Source organism: Pseudomonas sp. CC6-YY-74, assembly GCF_002025205.1.
Taxonomy (GTDB): domain Bacteria; phylum Pseudomonadota; class Gammaproteobacteria; order Pseudomonadales; family Pseudomonadaceae; genus Aquipseudomonas; species Aquipseudomonas paeninsulae.
This window is the reverse complement of sequence record NZ_CP019947.1, coordinates 2,330,980-2,352,379: the sequence shown is the minus strand read 5'-3', so window position 1 is coordinate 2,352,379 and position 21,400 is coordinate 2,330,980. Positions and strand designations below refer to the sequence as shown.

The window sequence follows — 21,400 nt, the reverse complement described above, 5'->3', positions numbered from 1 at the left end:
GGCCGACCCGGCGCGATGCATTTGCTTGTGGGGCGGACGTTGTCCGCCATCGCCGCGGGGCGCGCCTCCTACAGGGGGTTGCGGTGTCCGCTCGTTTGGCGCTGATCGCTAGAACGGTGCGGGGCAGTCGAAGCGCAGGCGTTCGCCACTTTGTGGGTGGGTCAGGCCGAGCATGCAGGCGTGCAGGCACAGGCGTGGATAAGCGACCAGGGCTTGCGGGGGGGCGTAGAGGGAGTCACCGAGCAGCGGGTGGCCGATCGACAGCATGTGGACGCGCAGCTGGTGCGAACGGCCGGTGATCGGCGTCAGTTCGACCCGGCAGTAATCGCCATAGCGCTCAAGCACGCGCCAGTGGGTCAGGGCGTGTTTGCCCAGTTCATGGTCGACCACATGCCGCGGTTTGCTCGGTGGGTCGTAGCGCAGCGGCAGGTCGATGCTGCCACTGTCCGCCTCGGGCTGGCCCCAGCACAGGGCGATGTAGGCTTTTTCGGTCTCGCGGTCGTGGAACTGGCGCGACAGTTCGCGGTGGCTGTCGACGTCGCGCGCGAGGACGATGATGCCCGAGGTTTCCCAGTCCAGGCGATGAACGATACGCGCTTCCGGGAAGCCGTTGTCCTGCAGGCGGGTGACCAGGCAATCCTTGTTGTCATCGGCACGACCGGGCACCGAGAGCAGCAGGGTGGGCTTGTTGATCACCAGCAGGGCGGCGTCCTGGTGGAGAATTTCGATTTGGCTGAGCGGCATGGGGCTTCTTGAATAGAGGCTTTGAGGCTAGTGGTAGGAGGGGCCGGGCGGCGTTCCCACAAAGAGTGCAGGCTTCTGGAATGAAATGGCGGCCCTCAAGGACCGCCATCTATTCAGGCTTTGCCGCAAAAATCGATTTTAACGATCCGGCAGGGTGATGTTGAGTTCCAGGATCGAGCAGCTGCCTTGATTTTCCAAGGCGACCTGCACGTTATCCGATTCGATGTTGACGTACTTGCGAATCACCTCGACCAGTTCTTTTTGCAGGGCCGGCAGGTAATCCGGCTGGCTGCGCTGGCCGCGCTCGTGGGCGACGATGATCTGCAGGCGCTCTTTCGCAATGGACGCAGTGGGTTCCTTTTTGCGTTCACGAAAGAAGTCAAAAATATTCATTAGCGAGCTCCAAACAAGCGTTGCATGAGTCCTTTCTTCTGCACATCGAGAAAGCGATGGGCAACTTCCTTGCCGAGCAGACGGTCGACGGCATCGCTGTAGGCCTGGCCGGCGTCGCTTTGGTCGTCAAGGATGACCGGTACGCCCTGGTTGGACGCTTTCAACACGGCTTGCGATTCCGGGATAACGCCGAGCAGGCGGATGGCGAGGATTTCCTCGACGTCTTCCACACCGAGCATTTCACCACGAGTCACGCGCTCGGGGTTGTAGCGAGTCAGCAGCAGGTGCTCCTTGATCGGCTCTTCGCCTTTCACGGCGCGCCGCGATTTGCTCGCCAGCAGGCCGAGCATGCGGTCGGAGTCACGCACCGAGGAAACCTCGGGGTTGGTCACGACAATGGCTTCATCGGCGAAGTACATCGCCAGGTGCGCGCCTTTTTCGATACCGGCCGGCGAGTCGCAGACCACGTATTCGAAGTTTTCGCGCAGTTCGTTGATGACTTTTTCCACGCCTTCTTCGGTCAGCGCGTCTTTGTCACGGGTCTGGCTGGCAGCCAGCACATAGAGGTTTTCCAGGCGCTTGTCCTTGATCAGCGCCTGGCTCAGTGTGGCTTCGCCGTTGACCACGTTGACGAAGTCATACACCACACGCCGTTCGCAGCCCATGATCAGGTCGAGGTTACGCAAACCGACGTCGAAGTCGACGATGACAGTTTTGTGCCCGCGCAAGGCGAGGCCGGTACCGATGGCGGCGCTGGTGGTGGTTTTACCCACGCCACCCTTGCCGGAAGTGACTACGATGATCTTGGCCAAGGTGATTCACCCCAAATGTGAAGAAAGACGGGAATCCGACAGCCATATGCGGCTTCCAGATGCCTTTTTATGTCCCTGAAAATTGGCGGCAGTATCCGTTAAAGGCGGGTGATGTTCAACACGTCACCCGACAAGCTGACATGCACCGCCTCGCCCCATAAAGGGTCACGGCGCAGGTCTTCGGCGACCTTGTATTGGCCGGCGATGGAGAGCAATTCCGCGCCCATTTGCTGGCAGAAGATGCGTGCCTTGGTGTTGCCCTTGATGCCGGCCAGGGCGCGGCCGCGCATGGGCGCGTAAACATGGATGTTGCCATCGGCGAGAAGTTCCGCGCCGGAGCTGACCGGCGCCAGGACGATCAGGTCGCCGCCCTGGGCGTAGATCTGCTGGCCGCCGCGCACCGGGCTGGTGATGATCTTGCTCGGCCTGAGCTCGGGCTCTGCGGGCTTTTCCGGTTTTTTCGCTGATGCGCTACCGCCGGTCGGATCGATCGGCCGTTCGCGTGCGCCGGACGGCGGCAGCACCGGTAAATCCAGGGCGCTGGCGGCGACGATGTCGTCTTCACGGTGGGCGCGCACGGCCAGGGTACGCAGGCCATGGCTGCGGCACAGGGTCACCAAGGCGCCCAGGTCGAGGCTGCCTTCGCCATCCGGCAACTTGTCCAGAGCCAATATCAGTGGGGTATTGCTGAAGAAGTTCGGCGCCTGGGCGACTTTCGCGGCCAGTTGCTGGTCGAGGCGCACGAGGTCGTTGTGCGCCAGTTCCAGCACAGTGATGGCCAGCATGCTGCCCTTGAGCTGGAATACGGGGTCTTGCTCGAGTAGATCGGCTTGGCTCATGGTCTGCCTGATACGCCTTGTCGGTCGTGACGAAAGTAGCCCGGACTTATAGCGATAACCCCGCTGGGCTGCAAGCCGGGCCGAGTCTTTGCACAACTTATGCTAAAACGCCGGTGCTAGAATGCCGGGCTTTATGCATTGCTACGGAATCGTAGATGGATCGTCCAGTCTTTCGTGCTTATTTCCTGCATCCACGCTTCTGGCTGTTATGGCTGGGACTTGGCCTGCTCTGGCTGCTCGCGCTGTTGCCTTACTCGCTGTTGATGTGGCTGGGGCGCCGGCTTGGCGGCGTGATGTATCACCTGGCCAGTTCGCGCCGGGCGATTGCCGCGCACAACCTGGAGCTGTGTTTCCCCGAGTTGTCGGCCAGCGAGCGCGCCAGCTTGTTGCGCGAGAACTTCGCCTCGACCGGCATGACCTTCTTCGAGATGGCCATCAGCTGGTGGTGGCCGGCGGCGCGGCTGGCCAAGCAGGGTCAGGTCGAGGGGCTTGAGCATCTGCGCGCGGCCGAGGCCGAAGGGCAGGGCGTGCTGCTGATGGCCTTGCACTTCACTACCCTGGAAATGGGCGGTGGTCTGCTGGGCATGCAGCAGCCTATGTATGGCATGTACCGGCCACACAAGAGCCCCGTGTTTGACTATGTCCAGCGCCGTGGTCGCGAGCAGCGTCTGCAGGGGGTGATCGAGCGCAATGATGTGCGCGGCACGCTCAAGTTGCTGCGCGCCGGCAAGGTGATCTGGTACGCGCCGGATCAGGATTATGGCGCGCAGCGCAGTATTTTCGTGCCGCTGTTCGGCGTGCCGGCCGCGACTGTGACGGCGACCAGCAAGTTCGCCCGCCTGGGCCGGGCGCGGGTGATTCCCTTCACCCAGACACGGCTGGCCGACGGCTCCGGCTATAAGGTGGTGGTGCACCCGCCGCTGGCCGATTTCCCCGGGGAGAGCGAGGAAGCCGACTGTTTGCGGGTCAATCAGTGGATCGAGGCGGCGATTCGTCAGCAGCCCGAGCAGTACCTGTGGGCCCACCGTCGCTTCAAGACGCGCCCGGCCGGCGAGGCGAAGATGTACCAGAAGCGCCGCGGTTAGCAGGCCGTTGAAAAGCTACCTACGTTGCCGATACGGTGTTAAAAACAGGCTCGGAATGCTCATTTACAGCTCGTAAACTCCGCTTTCTCGCCTGCTTTTGCCTTGTCTCGGCTGCCTCGCCTACATTTTTCAACGGCCTGTTAGGCGCCTGGGTTGCCACCTGCGCGGTTCGCCCCGGCCAACCAATCACACGGAAATTCGGAATTCCCTATGACGTCAAACGCTCCCTCCCGCGAGCCGGTAACCGGGCTGATTCTTTCCGGCGGCGGCGCGCGGGCGGCTTATCAGGTCGGCGTGCTGGCGGCGATTGCAGATTTGTTGCCGGATCCCACGCAAAATCCCTTTCCGGTGATTGTCGGGACCTCGGCGGGGGCGATCAATGCGGTCGGCCTGGCGTGCGGGGCATTGCATTTTTCCGAAGCGGTGCGTCGTCTGACCAGTGTCTGGCAGGGGTTTCATACGCATCAGGTGTATCGCAGCGACTGGTTGGGGGTCTTGCGTCAGGCCAGCCGCTTCATCGGCCACAGCGTACTCGGCTTGGGTGGTCAGGTGCCGGTGGCGCTACTCGACAGTTCGCCGCTGCGCGAATTGATCCAGCGCGAGCTGGATTTCTCCGGGATCGCGGCCGCGGTGCGCCAGCGCCAGTTGCGCGCGGTGGCGGTGACGGCGTTCGGCTACGAGTCCGGGCATGCCGTGACCTTCTATCAAGGGCGCGCCACCATCGATCCCTGGATGCGCCATCGTCGGGTCGGCGTACCGACCCGTTTGTCCGTCGATCATCTACTGGCCAGCTCTTCCATCCCGCTGCTGTTTCCGGCGGTGAAGATCAACCGCGAATATTTTGGCGACGGCGCCGTGCGTCAGTCCGCCCCGATCAGTCCGGCATTGCACCTGGGCGCTACCCGGGTGTTGGTGGTTGGCGTCAGTCATAACCCCCAGGCTGAGCACGGTAGCGCTGTCACTGCTGCGGTACAGGCCGTCAAGCCGCCGAGTCTGGCGCAAATCGGCGGACATATGCTCAACAGCACCTTTATTGACAGTCTGGAAGGCGATATCGAACTGCTCGAACGGCTCAACCTGATGAGCAAACTGATCCCGCCGGAGCAGCGCCCGCGTGGCCTGGGGCTCAATCCGGTGGAGGTGCTGGTGATTTCGCCGAGCCAGCCGCTGGATGCGATCGCCGCCCGTCATCGCCATGAAATGCCGGCGGCGCTGCGCCTGTTCCTACGTGGGCCGGGGGCGACCAAGGTCAGCGGTGCGGGTGTGCTCAGCTATCTGCTGTTCGAGGCCGGCTATTGCAACGAGCTGATCGAGCTGGGGTATCAGGATGCGATAGCGCAGAAAGTCGCCTTGAGCGATTTCCTCGGCCTGGCCCGCCCGCCAGTGGTGCAGGGGCAGCTGATAACGGCTTAGCAGGCGGTTGAAAAACTAGCTACGTTGCCGATACGGCGTTAAAAACAGGCGCGGCAAGTCGCTTGCGGCTAACGCGCTTTAGCGGGGCCGCCTAGGTGCGACCCCGTAGGGGTGAGCGCCGCGAGTCATGCTCATTTACAGCTCGTAAACTCGAGTGCGAGCCCAGTCCGCTTCCTCGCCTGTTTTGGCCTTGTCTCGGCTGCCTCGCCTACGTTTTTTCAACGGCCTGCTCGCCCGCGCGGCGTTGAATTAGGCCCAAAAACTGGCTGGTCAGCTTGTGAGGAAATTGCCCGAGTTGTGCCCGTGCGTGGCGAACAGCATTTAAACTGCGTCTTCCCGACGCTTTCTGTCGCATTTGCGCAAGCTGCGGTTTTCCTCGGGTTGGCGCTATAAGAAGTTGTCGCATGGCGGCAATGCCAGGCCCGAATCAATCCCTACAATCCTTCCCACCGCCTGCCACTCAATGCAGGTGTTACTCGTCAGGAGAGTTCAGATGTCCGTTCAGCACGATCCGGTGCAACGCGCCGATTTCGACCAAGTGATGGTTCCCAACTATGCCCCGGCCGGCTTCATTCCGGTGCGCGGCGCGGGTTCCCGAGTCTGGGATCAACGTGGTCGCGAGCTGATCGACTTCACCGGCGGCATCGCCGTGAATGCCCTGGGCCATTGCCATCCGGCCCTGGTCACCGCGTTGACCGAGCAGGCCAACACCCTGTGGCACATTTCCAACGTGTTCACCAACGAGCCGGCCCTGCGCCTGGCGCACAAGCTGATCGACGCGACGTTCGCCGAGCGCGTGTTCTTCTGTAACTCCGGCGCCGAAGCCAACGAGGCCGCCTTCAAGCTGGCCCGGCGGGTGGCGTTCGACACGTTCGGCGAAGACAAATACGAAATCATCGCGGCAACCAACAGTTTCCATGGGCGCACCCTGTTTACCGTCAGTGTCGGCGGGCAACCCAAGTATTCCGATGGCTTCGGGCCGAAGATCCAGGGCATCAGCCATGTGCCGTACAACGATATCGAGGCGCTGAAAGCCGCAGTTTCCGCCAAGACTTGCGCCGTCGTACTGGAGCCGATCCAGGGTGAGGGCGGCGTAATGCCGGCCGACCTGGCCTATCTGCAGGCGGCCCGTGAGCTGTGCGACCAGCACGACGCGCTGCTGATCTTCGACGAAGTGCAGACCGGCATGGGCCGCAGCGGCTCGCTGTTCGCCTACCAGCATTTCGGTGTGACACCGGACATCCTCTCCAGCGCCAAGAGCCTGGGCGGTGGTTTCCCGATCGGCGCCATGCTCACTACCGAAGCGCTGGCCAAGCACTTGGCAGTCGGCACCCATGGCACCACCTATGGCGGCAATCCGCTGGCCTGTGCGGTAGCCGAGGCGGTGATCGATGTGATCAACACCCCGCAAGTGTTGGCGGGGGTGAAAGCCAAGCAGCAGCGCTTCAAGACCACGCTGGAGAAGCTCGGCGAGCAGTACGGCGTGTTCAGCCAGGTGCGTGGCCTCGGTCTGTTGATCGGTGCAGTGCTGACCGATGCCTGGAAAGGCAAGGCCAAGGCGATTCTCGATGCCGCCGCGGCGCAAGGTGTGATGGTGCTGCAAGCCGGCCCGGACGTGGTGCGTTTCGCCCCGAGCCTGGTGGTCGAAGATGTCGATATCGAAGAAGGCCTGGCGCGTTTCGAACGTGCGCTGGTCCAGCTGACGCAAGCCTGAGTCGACAGTCCGCTGGCGATCCGCTTTTGATCGCCACGGGCTGCGCTTGCTTGGCTTATGGATAAGCCGAGCTACTTCCAGGGATGACTATCTCCATGTGTGCTGTGGCCTTCGGGTTGCAGTTTCTCCAGGCGGTTCGCGATGAGCGGCCTGGAGTTTTTATTGAGAAAGGAGTGACACCATGCTGGTGATGCGCCCCGCGCAAATGGCCGACCTGAGTGAAGTGCAGCGTCTCGCCGCGGACAGCCCGGTTGGTGTGACTTCGTTGCCAGACGATGCCGATCGCCTGCGCGACAAGATCGCGGCGTCGGAAGCCTCGCTGGCCGCCGAGGTGAGCTTCAATGGCGAAGAAAGCTATTTCTTCGTCCTCGAAGACAGCGACAGCGGACGCCTGCTCGGCTGCTCCGGGATTGCCGCCTCGGCCGGTTATTCCGAGCCGTTCTACAGCTTTCGCAACGAAACCTTCGTGCACAACTCCCGTGAGCTGAAGATCCACAACAAGATCCACGTGCTCTCGCTGTGCCATGACCTGACCGGTAACAGCCTGCTGACCAGTTTTTACGTCGAGCGGGCGTTGGTGGGCAGTGTCTGGTCCGAGCTGAACTCGCGTGCGCGCTTGTTGTTCGTCGCCAACCACCCGGAGCGCTTCGCCGATGCGGTGGTGGTGGAAATTGTCGGCCACAGCGATGAGCAAGGCGATTCGCCGTTCTGGGATGCCGTGGGACGCAATTTCTTCGACATGAACTACGCCGAGGCCGAGCGCCTGTGCGGGCTGAAGAGCCGGACCTTTCTGGCCGAGCTGATGCCGCATTACCCGATCTATGTGCCGCTGCTGCCGGATGCCGCGCAGGAAGCCATGGGCCAGGTGCACCCGCGGGCCCAGGTGACCTTCGACATCCTGATGCGCGAAGGCTTCGAGACCGATCATTACATCGACATTTTCGACGGCGGGCCGACCCTGCATGCACGCACCTCGGGGATTCGCTCCATCGCCCAGAGCCGCGTGGTGCCGGTCAGGATCGGCGAGCCGATCAAGGGTGGGCGGCCGTATCTGGTGAGCAATGGCTTGCTGCAGGATTTCCGCGCGATTGTCGCGGACCTGGATTGGGTGCCTGGCAAGCCGGTCACCCTCAGTCTTGCAGTTGCCGAAGCACTCGGCGTCGGCGAGGGCGCCAGTGTGCGTCTGGTTGCGGTTTAAGGAGTTAGCGCATGATCGTTCGTCCCGTTCGCACAGCCGATCTTTCGGCCCTGATTGATCTGGCGCGCACTACCGGCGCCGGCTTGACCACCCTGCCAGCCAACGAGGAGCGCCTGGCGCACCGCGTTGGTTGGGCGGAGAAGACCTTCAGCGGCAAGGCCGAGCGCGCCGATGCCGATTACCTGTTCGTGCTGGAAAACGACGCTGGCGAGGTGGTGGGTATCTCCGCCGTGGCCGGCGCGGTTGGCCTGCGTGAGCCCTGGTACAACTACCGCGTGGGTTTGACCGTCAGCGCGTCGCAGGAACTGAAGATTCACCGGCAGATTCCCACCCTGTTTCTGGCCAACGACCTGACCGGCAACTCCGAGCTGTGTTCGCTGTTTCTGCGCGCCGATCACCGCAAGGGGCTCAATGGTCGTCTGTTGTCCAAGGCACGCATGCTGTTCATCGCCGAGTTCCGCGAGTTGTTCGGCGACAAGGTGATCGCCGAGATGCGTGGCATGTCCGACGAGCAGGGCCGTTCGCCATTCTGGGAAAGCCTGGGTCGGCACTTCTTCAAGATGGAATTCAGCCAGGCGGACTACCTGACCGGGGTCGGCAACAAGGCCTTCATCGCCGAATTGATGCCCAAGTTTCCGCTCTATACCTGCTTCCTCTCCGAAGACGCGCGCAACATCATCGGCCGCGTCCACCCGGATACCGAGCCGGCGCTGGCCATGCTCAAGGGCGAAGGCTTCAGTTATCAGGGCTATGTCGACATCTTTGACGCCGGCCCGGCCATCGAGGCGGAAACCGCGAAAATTCGTGCGGTGCGTGACAGCCAGGCACTGGTGCTGGCCATCGGTACGCCGGGCGATGATGCCACCACCTTCCTGATTCACAACCGCAAGCGCGAAGACTGCCGCATCACCGTCGGGGCCGCCCGCCTGGCCGCCGGCACCCTGGTGGTCGATCCGTTGACCGCCAAGCGTTTGCAGTTGGCGGTCGGCGATCAGGTAAGAGCGGTGCCGTTGTCGGCCCGTGGCTGAATACCCGAGCCGCCTGGAGGTGATCCGGGCCGTTCGATCGAATAGCGCACCCGGCGCAACGCCGGGTGATGAAATTGCTGGGAGTGATAAAACAAAATGAGCACTCATTACATCGCCGGTAGCTGGCAGGTTGGTCAGGGCGAAGCCCTGGAATCGTTGAATCCGGTCAGTCAGGCCGTGGTCTGGCGTGGCCAGGCGGCCTCTGTCGCCCAGGTCGAGGCCGCCGTGGTGGCCGCCCGCGCGGCATTTGTGGGCTGGGCCTCGTGCTCCCTGGATGGGCGCATCGCCGTGCTGGAGCGTTTCGCCGTGGTCCTCAAGGCGCATGCCGACGAGCTGGCCCAGGCGATTGGTGAGGAAACCGGCAAGCCGCTGTGGGAGTCGGCCACCGAGGCGGCCAGCATGGTCAACAAGGTCGCCATCTCGGTGCAGAGCTACCGCGAGCGTACCGGCGAGAAGAGTGCACCGCTGGGCGATGCCACGGCCGTGCTGCGGCACAAGCCGCATGGCGTGGTGGCGGTGTTCGGGCCCTACAACTTCCCCGGTCACCTGCCCAACGGTCATATAGTGCCGGCGTTGCTGGCCGGCAATTGCGTGCTGTTCAAGCCCAGCGAGTTGACGCCGAAAGTCGCCGAACTGACGGTCAAGTGCTGGATCGAAGCCGGTCTGCCGGCGGGCGTGCTCAATCTGCTGCAGGGCGCGCGGGAAACCGGCGTGGCCCTGGCCGGAAATCCCGGCATCGACGGCTTGTTCTTCACCGGCTCGAGCCGCACCGGCAACCTGCTGCACAATCAATTCGCCGGGCGCCCGGACAAGATCCTCGCCCTGGAAATGGGCGGCAATAACCCGCTGATCGTCGATCAGGTGGCTGATGTCGATGCGGCGGTCTACACCATCGTGCAGTCGGCCTTCATTTCCGCCGGCCAGCGCTGCACCTGTGCGCGCCGCCTGCTGGTGCCGCAGGGCGAGTGGGGCGATGCCTTGCTCGCGCGCCTGGTCCAGGTCGCCGGGCAGATCAAGGTTGGCCGGTATGACGAACAACCGGCCCCCTTCATGGGCTCGGTGATTTCCCTGGCCGCAGCTGAACACCTGCTGCAGGCTCAGCAGCAGTTGCTCGGCAAGGGTGCCACGGCGCTGCTGGCGATGACCCAACCGCTGCCCGGCGCCGCCTTGCTGACCCCGGGCATTCTCGATGTCAGCGCGGTAGCCGAGCGCTCGGACGAAGAGTTTTTCGGCCCGCTGCTGCAGGTCATCCGCTATGCCGATTTTGAGGGCGCGATCGCCGAGGCCAACAACACCCAGTTCGGCCTGGCCGCCGGTTTGCTGTCGGACTCCAAGGCGCGCTACCAGCAGTTCTGGCTGCAGAGCCGTGCCGGCATCGTCAACTGGAACAAGCAACTCACTGGCGCCGCCAGCACGGCGCCGTTCGGTGGCGTCGGTGCATCCGGCAACCACCGCGCCAGTGCTTATTACGCGGCGGACTACTGCGCCTATCCGGTGGCCTCGCTGGAAAGTGCAAGCCTGAGCCTGCCTGCCACCCTGACCCCGGGAGTAAGCCTGTAATGTCCGCGCATGAAATGAACTTCGACGGTTTGGTCGGCCCGACCCACAACTACGGCGGCCTGTCCTACGGCAACGTCGCTTCGCAGAGCAACAGTCAGGTCGCCTCCAGCCCGAAAGAGGCCGCCAAGCAAGGGCTGGCGAAAATGAAGGCGCTGATGGAGATGGGCTTCAAGCAGGGCGTGCTGGCTCCGCAGGAACGTCCGGATGTCGCGGTGCTGCGCCGCCTCGGCTTTACCGGCAGCGATACCCAGGTGATCGAGCGGGCGGCGAAAGAGGCCATGCCTTTATTGGTTGCAAGCTGCTCGGCCTCGAGCATGTGGACGGCCAACGCCTGCACCGTCAGCCCCAGTGCCGATACGGCCGATGGCCGGGTGCACTTCACCGCCGCCAACCTCAACTGCAAATTTCACCGCAGCATCGAGCACCCGACTACCAGCCGCGTGCTTGGCGCCATGTTCGCCAACCAACAGCATTTCGCCCATCACCCGGCGCTGCCGGCGGTCACCCAGTTCGGTGACGAGGGCGCGGCCAACCACACGCGCTTCTGTAACGGTTACGGCGAGGCCGGGGTGGAGTTCTTCGTGTTCGGGCGCAGCGCCTTCGACAGCCGCTACCCGGCGCCGCAACGCTACCCGGCGCGGCAGACCCTGGAAGCCTCGCAGGCCGTGGTGCGCCTGCATGGGTTGAGCGAGGCCGGGGTGGTCTATGCTCAGCAGAACCCGGCGGTGATCGATCAGGGCGTCTTCCACAACGACGTGATCGCGGTGGGCAACGGCGAAGTGCTGTTCTATCACCAGGACGCCTTCCTCGATACCGACAAGGTGCTGGCCGAGCTGGGCGAGAAGCTCGGCCGTCGTGGCGGCAACCTGCAAGCGGTGTGCGTGCCGCGCGATGCGGTCACGGTCGAGGACGCGGTGAAGTCCTACCTGTTCAACAGCCAGTTGTTGTCACGCGCCGCTGGCGGCATGTTGTTGATCGTGCCGGAGGAGTGCCGCAACAACGACAACGTGTGGAATTACCTGCAGCAGCTCACCAGCGGCAGCGGGCCGATTCGCGAGGTCAAGGTGTTCGATCTCAAGCAAAGCATGCAGAACGGTGGCGGCCCGGCCTGCCTGCGTCTGCGCGTGGCGCTCAAGGACAATGAGCTGGAGGCGGTGAATCCGGGGGTGATCATGACCCCGCAGCTGTATGACACCCTCAACGTCTGGGTCGACAAGCACTACCGCGATAGCCTCCGCGAGAGCGAATTGGCCGACCCGCAATTGTTGATTGAATGCCGCACGGCATTGGATGAATTGACCCAGATCCTTAAACTGGGTGCGGTTTATCCGTTTCAATTGAACTGAGCAGGCAAGCCCCAGCCTCAAGCGCACGCTTGGCGTTCTAAACTTGCTGCTTGTGGCTTATAGCGTGGAGCTTTGAATAATGTCCGATGTCCTGCAACTGATCCTCGAAGATGAAGATGGCACCCAACTGGAAACGACCTGCACCCGCTTTGCGGTGATGTGGCAGGGCAAGGAAGTCTGGTTTCAGCAGGTGGGTAACGGCCAGTTGATGATCGGCGTGGACGTGGCGGAGGGCGACAGCGAGTACGCCAATCTGCTGCTGCGCCCGCTGGCCACCAATCTGGTCAGCCTGGAACTGGAGATGGAAGCGGCCGAGCCCGGCGACGACGAGCACGTGCATGGCCCTGACTGCAATCACGATTGAGGTAACTCCTATGCTTGCCCTCGGCAAACTGCTTGAATTGACCCTGGCCGGCCACGAACCGGCAGCGAAGATCCAGCTGACGCCCGAGGGCACGCGCTTGCGCTGGCTGGCCGAAGGCGCGCTGGAAGTGACGCCGCCAGTGGCCCGCGACAATGGCCTGGATCTGCTGCTCTCGGCGGGCATCCACGGCAACGAAACCGCCCCCATCGAGTTGCTCGACCGCCTGTTGCACGGCATTGCCCGTGGTGAGTTGAAGCCGCGCGCGCGGATCCTCTTCCTGTTCGGCAATCCGCCGGCGATCCGCCGTGGCGAGCGCTATATCGAGCAGGACATCAACCGCCTGTTCAACGGCCAGCACGAGCAGCATGCCGGGGCCGAGGCCATGCGTGCCTCTGATCTGGAACACCTGGCTGCCACTTTCTTCAGCAAGCCCGAGCGCACGCGCCTGCACTACGACCTGCATACCGCGATCCGGGCGTCCGAAATCGAGCAGTTCGCCCTCTATCCCTGGCAGGAGGGGCGACCGCGCAGCTTGCGCGAGTTGGCTCGGCTGAATGCCGCGGGATTGAGGCGGTGCTGCTGCACAGCAAAAGCTCGATCACCTTCAGTGCCTACACCTACACGCAGCTGGGCGCAGAATCGTTCACCCTGGAGCTGGGCAAGGCGCGTGCCTTTGGCCAGAACCAGGAGGTCAATCTGGGTCGGCTCGAAGAACGTCTGCAGCACATCATCGCCGGCTGCGAACCAGAACCGGAGCAGCCAGGCGCCGAACTGGACGGGCTGCAACTGTTCGCCGTGGCGCGGGAAATCATCAAGCACAGCGACACCTTCAAGCTGCACCTGCCAGCGGATGTGGAAAACTTCAGCAGACTGCCGGTCGGCTACCTGCTTGCCGAGGATCTGGCCGGCACCCGCTGGGTTGTGGAAGAGCCGGGAGCACGGATCATCTTCCCCAATCCCAGGGTGAAAAACGGCCTGCGCGCCGCCATCCTCATTGTCCCCGCCGAAGACGTGCAACTGGCCTGAGAGGCTGTGGAAAAACTGCGACCGCCTGCAAACGCCCGCTAGGGCGTTGCGCTATTTTCACGACCTCTGGGCGGTCATTTGTAGATCCTATGTTCCCATGCAAGGTCTGCGACTGTACCCACGGAACTGTACCTTGTGTGCTCGTTGCCGGCGCCTTAGCATCGGGGTTTTCGTCACGTTAAGGAAAACCGCCCATGACCGTCATCGACCTGCGCAGCGACACTGTCACCCAGCCAACCCCGGGCATGCGCGCGGCCATGCTGGCCGCCGAACTGGGCGATGACGTCTACGGCGAGGATCCCTCGGTCAACCGCCTGGAGCAGTACCTGGCGGCCGAGCTGGGTTTTGCCAGCGCGCTGTTCGTGCCGTCCGGCACCATGAGCAATCTGCTCGGCCTGATGGCCCACTGTGAACGTGGCGACGAGTACATCGTCGGCCAACAGGCGCACACCTATAAATATGAAGGTGGCGGCGCCGCGGTGCTCGGCTCGATCCAGCCGCAACCGATCGAGGGCGAAGCCGATGGCTCGCTGGACCTGGGCAAGGTCGAGGCGGCAATCAAGCAGGACGACTTCCACTTTGCCCGCAGCCGCCTGCTGGCGCTGGAAAACACCATGCAGGGCAAGGTCCTGCCGTTGACTTATCTGGCCGCTGCCCGCGAGTTGACCCGCAGGCGTGGCCTGGCCCTGCACCTGGATGGCGCGCGGCTGTACAACGCGGCGGTCAAGCAGGGCGTACCGGCCAGGGAAATCACCCGGCACTTCGATTCGGTCTCGGTCTGTTTGTCCAAGGGTTTGGGCGCGCCAGTGGGGTCGGTGCTGTGTGGCAGCGCTGCGCTGATCGGCAAGGCGCGGCGTTGGCGCAAGATGGTCGGCGGCGGCATGCGCCAGTCCGGCCTGCTGGCTGCGGCCGGACTCTATGCCCTGGAGCATCAGGTGGCGCGTCTGGCCGAGGATCACGCCAATGCCGAACGCCTGGCAGACGGGCTGCGCGGGTTGGGCTACGTGGTCGAGCCAGTGCAGACCAACATGGTCTATGCCCAGGTCGGCGAGCAGGCCGGCGCCCTCAAGGCCTTCTGCGCCGAGCGCGGGATCAGGCTGACGGCCGCGCCGCGTCTGCGCATGGTCACGCATCTGGATGTCAGTGCCGAGGATATCGACCGGGTGCTCGAGGCGTTTTCTGCCTTCGCCCGAGCCTGAGAGGTTGTGAAGATACGCTCGTCTACTGCGGTCGCCTCCACGCGCCCGCAGCGGTGTTGCGCCGCGAATGCCTGGAGAGGGTCTCGCTACTACGCTCGATATTTTCACAACTTCTGAGCCGGTTCGCCAGGCCGCTGCCATTCTCGAAAATGCGCCCGCCCTTTTTACTGTCTCCCCATCCATGTGGGTCACCAGCTGGCTCTATAGAAATCCAGGGCGGACTTGTCTACAGCCAAGACCCTCAGGAGGGGTGACCGCCCATCAATCGTCCCGCTGGGCGGTCATCTGCGCAGCCGGCCCCAGCCACGCAATTGTTCCCGTCGGCCTAGCGCAGCATCTGTTCGATGATGCGCTGGTCTTCCAGCAGTTCGCGTTGCCGCGCGTCGATGCGTGAGGCGAGCGGGAAGTTGTTGGTCGCACGGCGTTTGGCGAAGTCGAGTTGTTCGATCGCCTCATCGTAGTCGCCGACCAGGGCGAAGTACTCCGCGCGCGCCTGGTGCAGGCCGATGGTGTTGCCGCTGAGGCCGCGCGCTTCGGCGACCTGGTACCAGACGTCCGGGTCTTTTGCGCGGCTTTTCAGCAGGTCATCGAGGGCGCGCTCGGCATCCTGGGGACGCGCCTGTTTCATCAGCACGTCGATCCGCGCCTGCTGCAACGGGTAATTGTTCGGGTAGTTACTCATGAGCCGCTCGATGCGGCTCTGTGCTTCTGGCAGGTGGCCGGAGGCGCTGTCCAGTTCGATCTGGGCCAGGTTGTAGGGGATATTATCGGGCGCTGACTGCAGCAAGAGTTGCAGGCTCTCGCGGGCCTTCTGGTGCTGGCCGCTCTTGATCTGCGCCAAGGCCAGGCCGTAGCGTGCGGCCTCCAGTTTTGGGGTTTCATCGAGCAGGGCGCGAAAACGCTTGGCCGCCAGTCCCGGCGTATCTTCGTAGATCAGTTGCACGCGGGCGCGCATCAACTGGTAGCGCGCGCTGTCGGTCACACCGCCGGCCTTGGTTTGTGCGGCGCGGTTGCGGGTGTCGGCGATGCGCGATTCGGATACCGGGTGGGTCAGGAGGAATTCCGGTGGTTTGCGGTCGTAGCGATATTGGCGCATCAGGCGTTCGAACATGCTCGGCATGGCGCGGGGGTCATACCCGGCTTTCTCCAGATTGACCAGGCCGATGCGGTCGGCTTCCTGCTCGTTCTGCCGGGAGAAGCGCCGCTGCTCCTGAATCGCTGCCGCCTGAGTCGAGGCGATGGCCGCTATGCCGACATCGCCTGCCCCCGCCGCCGCGGCAACGATACCCGCGAGCATTGCCGCCATCAGCGGCAGTTGCATGCGCTGCTGCGCTTCCAGGCCGCGGGCAAAGTGGCGTTGCGACAGGTGGGCGAGTTCGTGGGTCATTACCGAGGCGTATTCGGCTTCGGTCTGGGCATACAGGAACAGGCCGCCGTTGACCCCGATGATCCCGCCTGGCGCGGCGAAGGCGTTGATTTGCGGGCTGTCGAGCAGGACGAATTCCAGACGCCGATCCTTCAGCTCGCTGGTTTCTCCCAGGCGATAGACACTGCTCTCGACGAAATCCTTGAGCTGAGGGTCCGACAGTTGACGGACCTGGCCGCGCAACAGGCTCAGCCAGGCGCGGCCAAGTTGATGTTCTTGCTGTGGCGAGACAATCGCGGAGCTGGCGTCGCCGAGTGACGGCAGATCGCTGGCCAGGCCAGGCTGGGCGGTCAGGCAGGCGAGCGTCAACAGGATGGGGCGCAGAAGATTCATGCACAGAGCTCTTGGCGAACAAAGTCGTTACTGTAGCCGGGCAAGCGCTCACCTGGCCAGGGTTGCACGGTCTTGGGTATCCTTGGCGCTGTTTAGGAGGGCTCGAATGAACGATGGACAAAAATGGGGCGGTGCCTGCGACGCCGAGTTGGATGCCAGTGGCTTGAATTGCCCGCTGCCGTTGCTCAAGGCCAAGCTGGAGCTGAATCGCCTGGCAAGCGGCGCGGTGCTCAAGGTCATTGCCACGGATGCCGGCTCGCAACGGGATTTTCGTGCCTTTGCCAGGCTCGCAGGCCACAGCCTGCTGCGTGAAGAGGAAGAGGCCGGTGTGTATCGCTATTGGTTGCGTAAAGCCTGACACGCGTTCTGCGTGGGCTGTTTCGATCTAAGGAATGTTGATGATTAAGGTGTTACGCAACTGGATGCACCGCTATTTTTCCGACGAGCAGGCGGTGGTGCTGGGGGTATTGTTGGTGCTCGGTTTCGCCGTCGTGCTGACCCTCGGTGGCATGCTGGCGCCGGTATTGACCGGGCTGGTGCTGGCGTTTCTGATGCAAGGGCTGGTCAATGCCCTGGAGCGCTTGCGCCTGCCGCAGATCATGGCAGTGGCGCTGGTGTTCCTGTTGTTCATGAGTTCGCTGGTGTTGTTCCTGCTGGTATTGATGCCGCTGATCTGGCGCCAGTTGAGCACCCTGTTCAACGAGTTGCCACGCATGCTCGGTGAGTGGCAGGCGCTGTTTCTGCTGTTACCGGAGCGTTACCCGAATCTGATCAGCGATGCCCAGGTGTTGCAGTTGACCGAGGCGATCAGCGGCGAGGCCGGTAAGTTCGGCCAGTGGGCGCTGTCGTTCTCCCTGTCCAGCCTGCCAATGCTGGCCGGCATCATGATCTACCTGGTGCTGGTACCGATCCTGGTGTTTTTCTTCCTCAAGGATCGCGAGATGATCGGTGGCTGGTTTCGCGGTTACCTGCCGCGCGAGCGTGCCCTGATGACCCGGGTGGCTCAGGAAATGAACCAGCAGATCGCCAACTACATTCGTGGCAAGTTCATCGAGATCATCATTTGCGGCGTGGTCACCTACATCGCGTTCGCCGCGCTGGGGCTCAACTATGCGGCGCTGCTGGCGTTGCTGGTGGGGCTGTCGGTGGTCGTGCCGTACATCGGCGCGGTGGTGGTGACGGTGCCGGTGGCGCTGATTGGCATGTTCCAGTGGGGCTTCGGCGATCAGTTTCTCTACCTGATGGTGGTGTATGGGGTGATCCAGGCGCTGGACGGTAACGTGCTGGTGCCGCTGCTGTTCTCCGAAGCGGTCAACCTGCACCCGGTGGCGATCATCTGCGCGGTATTGCTGTTCGGCGGCTTGTGGGGCTTCTGGGGGGTGTTCTTCGCCATTCCGTTGGCTACCCTGTTCAAGGCCGTGCTCAATGCCTGGCCGCGCAAGGAGCTGGCAGTGCGCGAGGAGTGAGGACAGGGCTCTTGGCCTAGCCGGCCATACATGCTCGATGTAAATAAAAAGGCCGCTTGCGGGTACCCCGGCAAGCGGCCTTTTTTGTCGGTACGGCTTCAGTCGCTGTGCAGGTCCTGTGCCGCGGCCAGCACGGCCTCGACATGGCCCGGCACTTTCACCCCACGCCATTCCTTGCGCAGTACGCCGTGCTTGTCGATCAGGAAGGTGCTGCGGTCGACGCCCAGGTACTCCTTGCCGTAGAGCTTCTTCAGCTTGATCACGTCGAACAGTTGGCAGAGCGCCTCATCTTTGTCCGAGAGCAGCTCGAAGGGAAACTGCTGCTTGCCCTTGAAGTTCTCGTGGGACTTGAGGCTGTCCCGCGAGACGCCGAACACCTGGGTGTTGGCAGCCTGGAAGGCCGGGTAGTGATCGCGAAAGCCCTGGCCTTCGGTGGTGCAGCCAGGGGTGCTGTCTTTCGGATAGAAATAGATCACCAGCTGCTGGCCCTGCAGTGCCGACAGCTGAACCTGCTGGCCGCTGGTGGCCGCTGCCTGGAAATCGGCAACCGGGGTGTCGAGTGCTACGGCCATGACAGCTTCCTTATGGGTTTTGTGGGCGCCAGGGTTCGATCAGGGCGTCCAGATTCAAGGCGTCGGAGAAATCGAGGAACTGATCGCGCAGCCAGCTGATCTGGGTGCCTGCGGGCAGCGTCACGGTCAACGTCGCATTGAGCATGGTGCCGCCGGTCTGCGGGGCCAGGTAGGTATCGCAGGTCAGGCTTTCCAGTTCGACGTTGTGGTCGATGAAGAACTGGCACAGCTCATTGAGGATGTCGGGCCGGTAGGCCGAGCTGACATAGGCCACGTAGGGCAGGGCCTGGGGGCGATTTTCCGCCGCCGCACTGCGCGTCACGTTGACCGTAAAGGCGTGCTTCTTGGCCAGGGCCGGCAGGCTCGACTCCAGGCGCGCGAGGGCGTCCCAGCTGCCGGAGATCTGCAGCACCAAGGCGCTGAACTCGCCATGTCGGCTCAGGCGGGTGCTGACGACGGCGCAGCGGTTTTCATTGCTGGTGCGGCACAGCACATTAGTCAGCTCCATGGCGTTGGGGCCGAGTGCGCTGATGACGAGGAATTGTTCGCGAACTGGGGGGGTGGACATGCAGCATTCCTAGAGCGATGAACGCTCGGCCCACTAATGAGTACCGAGCAAAGCCGGAAGGGTAGCGAAAAGCGCAGCTCAGGGGAATGCCAGTAAATGGATGAGTGAAAGGAATGCCGGGTTGCTCGCCCAGTCGCCGCACTTGCCGATCGGCCTTTTCCTTCGCTTGTACAAGGTGGATGGCGCCAGTACCATTACCGCTCTCTTTTTTCCGGCAGGAGTGGTTGCATGATTGCGGGCAGTATGGTGGCACTGGTCACGCCCATGGATGCACAAGGTGGTCTCGATTGGGACAGCCTGAGCAAACTGGTGGATTTCCACCTGCAAGAGGGCACCAACGCCATCGTCGCGGTCGGTACCACCGGCGAGTCGGCCACGTTGGAAGTGTCCGAACACATCGAAGTGATCCGACGTGTGGTCGCTCAAGTTGCCGGGCGCATCCCGGTGATCGCCGGCACGGGTGGCAATTCCACGCGCGAGTCGGTCGAGCTGACGCGCGCCGCCAAGGATGTGGGCGCCGATGCCTGCCTGCTGGTCACTCCTTATTACAATAAGCCGACCCAGGAAGGCCTGTACCTGCACTTCCGGCATATCGCCGAGTCGGTGGCCATCCCGCAGATTCTCTACAACGTGCCGGGTCGCACCGTGTGCGACATGCTGCCGGAAACGGTCGAGCGCCTGGCGAAGATCGCCAACATCATCGGTATCAAGGAAGCCACCGGCGACCTGCAGCGCGGCCAGGAAGTCCTGGATCGGGTGAGCAAGGATTTCCTGGTGTATTCCGGCGATGACGCCACCGCCGTCGAACTGATGCTGATGGGCGGCAAGGGCAACATCTCGGTGACCGCCAACGTCGCGCCACGCGCCATGAGCGACATGTGTGCCGCTGCCATGGCCGGCGATGCCGCGACTGCGCGCGCCATCAATGATCGTCTGATGCCGCTGCACAAGGCCTTGTTTATCGAGTCCAGCCCGATTCCGGTGAAATTTGCCCTGCATGAAATGGGCATGATGCCGGACGGTATCCGTTTGCCGCTGACCTGGCTCAGCCCGCGTTGTCATGAACCGCTGCGTCAGGCCCTGCGCCAGTCCGGCGTTTTGGTTTAATTGAGGAAATACTACGCATGAAGCGACTGGGCGGACTCTCCGCACTTGCTCTGATCATCTCCAGTGCCAGCGGTTGTGGCTGGATCTATGGTGAAGATGGCTATTTCCGTGATCGCGGCAGCGACTACCTCATCGCTCGGCAAACCGCACCCATGCAGTTGCCGGCGAACGTCGAGGCCAAGCGCCTCGATCCGTTGTTGCCGGTGCCGGCTCAGGTTGCCAGCAGCACGGCCGAGGGTGAATTCGAAGTCCCGCGCCCGCAGCCGCTGGTCGTGCGTGCCGATGCCAGCGAGTTCAGTTTGCAGAAAAGCGGCGAGTCACGCTGGCTGGTCGGTCAGCGCGTGCCGGGCGAAGTCTGGCCGATCGCCCGCCAATTCTTCGAAGACAACGGTTTCAAGATTGCCGAGGAGCGTCCGCAGATCGGCGAATTCGTCACCGCCTGGCAGCGCGTTGATCAGCTGTCTGCAGCCATGGCGCGGCGCCTGAGCAGTCGTGTGCCGGGCCTGGCAGCGGATGCCGAAACCCGCGTGCGGGTGCGTGTCGAGCCAGGCGTGCAACGCAATACCAGCGAAGTCTTCGTGCTCAGTGCCGAGCGTCCAGCGGGCAGCACCGCCGATGTGGCCTTCGCCAGCGGCAGTGGCAACGCCAGCCTGGAAGCCGCGCTACTCGACGACATGCTGGTGAGCATGGCGCGCAGTGCCGAGCAGGGCGGTTCCGTATCGCTGCTGGCCGCCCGCGACTTCGATGCGCCGAGCCGCGTCAGCCTGTCGGAAGACGGTAACGGCAATCCGGTGTTGAACCTCGGTGCCGATTTCGATCGTGCTTGGTCCGGTGTCGGTCGCTCCCTGGAAACGGCCGATGTGCGCATCGACGACCTCAACCGCAGTCTCGGTGTGTACTACATCAACCTGGCCGAAGGTACGCAGAAGAAGGGCGAAGAGCCGGGCTTCTTCTCTAGCCTGTTCGGTGGTAAGCCGGACAAGGAAGAAATCGATGCGCGTGCCGAGCGTTACCAGGTACGCCTGACCCCGGTCGGCGACAGCGTCCAGGTCACCGTGGAAAAAGACCTGAACACCGTGGCGCCAGCCGATGTGGCACGTCGCATCCTGGCTCTGATTCAAGAGAGCCTTGGCTAAGCCCAGGCTGTTCCTGCGTCGTAATACCGATAGGCGAAACCCGGTGGGTTTCGCCTGTTTCGTTTGCTAAA

The 21,400-nt window shown here is 62.9% G+C and carries 20 protein-coding genes and 1 pseudogene; 14 read left to right on the top strand and 7 right to left on the bottom strand.

Annotation, left to right across the window (positions count from 1 at the left end):
• Positions 1-108 precede the first annotated feature (108 nt).
• The 4 genes from B2D37_RS10755 to minC form a co-directional block, all read right to left on the bottom strand.
• Positions 109-744: an RluA family pseudouridine synthase gene (locus B2D37_RS10755; protein WP_079202674.1), complete on the bottom strand. Its 636-nt coding sequence runs from the start codon at positions 742-744 to the stop codon at positions 109-111.
• Between the two features lie 138 nt (positions 745-882).
• A complete protein-coding gene (minE, locus tag B2D37_RS10750) occupies positions 883-1,137 on the bottom strand; it encodes a cell division topological specificity factor MinE (RefSeq protein ID WP_079202673.1) in 255 nt (84 codons plus the stop codon).
• Positions 1,137-1,949 (bottom strand): septum site-determining protein MinD, encoded by an 813-nt coding sequence (minD, locus tag B2D37_RS10745; protein WP_079202672.1) that lies wholly within the window; start codon positions 1,947-1,949, stop codon positions 1,137-1,139. The genes minE and minD overlap by 1 nt, the downstream gene beginning before the upstream one ends.
• Before the next feature lie 98 nt (positions 1,950-2,047).
• Complete coding sequence (minC, locus tag B2D37_RS10740) at positions 2,048-2,788, bottom strand: septum site-determining protein MinC (protein ID WP_079202671.1); 741 nt, start codon at positions 2,786-2,788, stop codon at positions 2,048-2,050.
• Positions 2,789-2,943: 155 nt separating this feature from the next.
• Here minC and B2D37_RS10735 point away from each other — a divergent pair, with 155 nt between their 5' ends.
• From B2D37_RS10735 to ltaE, 10 genes and pseudogenes are all read left to right on the top strand, one after another.
• Complete coding sequence (locus B2D37_RS10735; RefSeq protein ID WP_079202670.1) at positions 2,944-3,873, top strand: lipid A biosynthesis lauroyl acyltransferase; 930 nt, start codon at positions 2,944-2,946, stop codon at positions 3,871-3,873.
• Positions 3,874-4,083: 210 nt separating this feature from the next.
• Positions 4,084-5,286: a patatin-like phospholipase family protein gene (locus B2D37_RS10730; RefSeq protein WP_079202669.1), complete on the top strand. Its 1,203-nt coding sequence runs from the start codon at positions 4,084-4,086 to the stop codon at positions 5,284-5,286.
• A 493-nt stretch (positions 5,287-5,779) separates the two neighbouring features.
• On the top strand, positions 5,780-7,000 hold the full coding sequence (locus B2D37_RS10725) for an aspartate aminotransferase family protein (protein ID WP_079202668.1): 1,221 nt from the start codon (positions 5,780-5,782) through the stop codon (positions 6,998-7,000).
• A gap of 181 nt (positions 7,001-7,181) precedes the next feature.
• The gene (aruF, locus tag B2D37_RS10720; RefSeq protein WP_079202667.1) at positions 7,182-8,198 is read left to right on the top strand and encodes an arginine/ornithine succinyltransferase subunit alpha; all 1,017 of its coding nucleotides are present in this window, start codon (positions 7,182-7,184) and stop codon (positions 8,196-8,198) included.
• 11 nt (positions 8,199-8,209) lie between these two features.
• Positions 8,210-9,226: an arginine N-succinyltransferase gene (gene astA / locus B2D37_RS10715; RefSeq protein WP_079202666.1), complete on the top strand. Its 1,017-nt coding sequence runs from the start codon at positions 8,210-8,212 to the stop codon at positions 9,224-9,226.
• Between the two features lie 96 nt (positions 9,227-9,322).
• Positions 9,323-10,786 (top strand): succinylglutamate-semialdehyde dehydrogenase, encoded by a 1,464-nt coding sequence (astD, locus tag B2D37_RS10710; protein ID WP_079202665.1) that lies wholly within the window; start codon positions 9,323-9,325, stop codon positions 10,784-10,786.
• Positions 10,786-12,132 carry an N-succinylarginine dihydrolase gene (gene astB / locus B2D37_RS10705; protein WP_079202664.1) on the top strand — a complete coding sequence of 449 codons (1,347 nt, stop codon included), beginning with the start codon at positions 10,786-10,788 and terminating at the stop codon, positions 12,130-12,132. The genes astD and astB overlap by 1 nt, the downstream gene beginning before the upstream one ends.
• Positions 12,133-12,211: 79 nt before the next feature.
• Positions 12,212-12,496 carry a topoisomerase II gene (locus tag B2D37_RS10700; protein ID WP_079202663.1) on the top strand — a complete coding sequence of 95 codons (285 nt, stop codon included), beginning with the start codon at positions 12,212-12,214 and terminating at the stop codon, positions 12,494-12,496.
• Positions 12,497-12,506: 10 nt separating this feature from the next.
• A pseudogene (gene astE, locus B2D37_RS10695) lies at positions 12,507-13,522 on the top strand (succinylglutamate desuccinylase).
• A 194-nt stretch (positions 13,523-13,716) separates the two neighbouring features.
• The gene (gene ltaE / locus B2D37_RS10690) at positions 13,717-14,721 is read left to right on the top strand and encodes a low-specificity L-threonine aldolase (RefSeq protein ID WP_079202662.1); all 1,005 of its coding nucleotides are present in this window, start codon (positions 13,717-13,719) and stop codon (positions 14,719-14,721) included.
• A gap of 325 nt (positions 14,722-15,046) precedes the next feature.
• Here ltaE and B2D37_RS10685 read toward each other — a convergent pair whose 3' ends face one another.
• Entirely contained in the window at positions 15,047-16,480 is a 1,434-nt protein-coding gene (locus B2D37_RS10685) for a M48 family metalloprotease (protein ID WP_079202661.1), read from the bottom strand.
• A gap of 106 nt (positions 16,481-16,586) precedes the next feature.
• Between B2D37_RS10685 and B2D37_RS10680 the strand changes: the two genes are divergently transcribed.
• Both B2D37_RS10680 and B2D37_RS10675 read left to right on the top strand, forming a co-directional pair.
• Entirely contained in the window at positions 16,587-16,838 is a 252-nt protein-coding gene (locus tag B2D37_RS10680) for a sulfurtransferase TusA family protein (protein WP_079202660.1), read from the top strand.
• A gap of 40 nt (positions 16,839-16,878) precedes the next feature.
• Entirely contained in the window at positions 16,879-17,946 is a 1,068-nt protein-coding gene (locus B2D37_RS10675) for an AI-2E family transporter (RefSeq protein ID WP_079202659.1), read from the top strand.
• A 98-nt stretch (positions 17,947-18,044) separates the two neighbouring features.
• Here the strand turns inward: B2D37_RS10675 and B2D37_RS10670 are convergent, their stop codons facing one another.
• Both B2D37_RS10670 and B2D37_RS10665 read right to left on the bottom strand, forming a co-directional pair.
• Complete coding sequence (locus tag B2D37_RS10670) at positions 18,045-18,518, bottom strand: peroxiredoxin (protein ID WP_079202658.1); 474 nt, start codon at positions 18,516-18,518, stop codon at positions 18,045-18,047.
• A 10-nt stretch (positions 18,519-18,528) separates the two neighbouring features.
• Complete coding sequence (locus tag B2D37_RS10665) at positions 18,529-19,086, bottom strand: glycine cleavage system protein R (protein WP_079202657.1); 558 nt, start codon at positions 19,084-19,086, stop codon at positions 18,529-18,531.
• 228 nt (positions 19,087-19,314) lie between these two features.
• Between B2D37_RS10665 and dapA the strand changes: the two genes are divergently transcribed.
• Entirely contained in the window at positions 19,315-20,193 is an 879-nt protein-coding gene (gene dapA, locus B2D37_RS10660; RefSeq protein ID WP_079202656.1) for a 4-hydroxy-tetrahydrodipicolinate synthase, read from the top strand.
• Positions 20,194-20,210: 17 nt separating this feature from the next.
• Positions 20,211-21,329, top strand: coding sequence for an outer membrane protein assembly factor BamC (bamC, locus tag B2D37_RS10655; protein WP_079202655.1), 1,119 nt, complete (start codon positions 20,211-20,213; stop codon positions 21,327-21,329).
• Positions 21,330-21,400: the final 71 nt, after the last annotated feature.